Genomic DNA, 785 nt, shown 5'->3' with positions numbered 1-785 from the left:
GCGAATGCCGCCGAGATGATCGCCTCTCGGGTGTCGGCGGCGGTCGCTTGCGTCATGCGGAGAGGCTAGCTGAGAGGCGCCAGGATGAGTCCACTGGTGGGCACGCCTGTTCCCGACGTGACCAGCACGTGCTCGACGTTGTCCACCTGGTTATGGGAGGTGCCTCGCACTTGCCGTACGCCTTCGGTGATGCCGTTCATGCCGTGGATGTAGGCCTCGCCGAGCAATCCGCCGTTGGTGTTGATCGGCATTCGCCCGCCGAGTGAGAGGTCCTCGATCGACACGTAGTCCTTGGCTTCGCCTCGACCGCAGAAGCCCAGTTCTTCGAGTTGCGTGAACACGAATGGCGTGAAGTGGTCGTAGAGGAACGCGGTCGAGATGTCGTCGGGCTTGAGGCCGGAGTCGCGCCAGAGTTTGTTCCCGACGACGCCCATCTCCGGCAGCCCGGTGATGTCGTCGCGGTAGTAACTCGTCATCACCTCGCCGTCGAACGCCGCGCCTTGGGCGGCCGCGGTGATCACCGCGGGCGGATTGGGCAGGTCGCGGGCCCTTTCGACACTGGTGACCACCATCGCGACGCCGCCGTCGCTCTCCTGACAGCAGTCAAGGAGCCGGACGACGGGCTCGACGATCCAGCGCGATTGCTGGTGGTCCTCGATCGTGATCGGCTTGCCGTAGAACCACGCGGCCGGGTTGTTGGCGGCGTGCTTGCGGTCGATCACGGAGATCTTGCCGAAGTCGGCGTTCGTCACGCCGTAGGTGGACATGTACCGCTGAGCGTGCAG

Annotated in this window: 1 pseudogene; it reads right to left on the bottom strand. The window is 64.8% G+C overall.

What is annotated here, in order from left to right:
* Positions 1-65: 65 nt before the first annotated feature.
* Positions 66-785, bottom strand: a pseudogene (locus P9A17_RS33210) (lipid-transfer protein); the annotation flags it as partial.

Origin of the sequence: Mycobacterium sp. 236(2023), from assembly GCF_029623955.1 — a bacterium.
GTDB lineage: Bacteria > Actinomycetota > Actinomycetes > Mycobacteriales > Mycobacteriaceae > Mycobacterium.
This window is presented reverse-complemented; position numbering and strand designations above follow the sequence as displayed.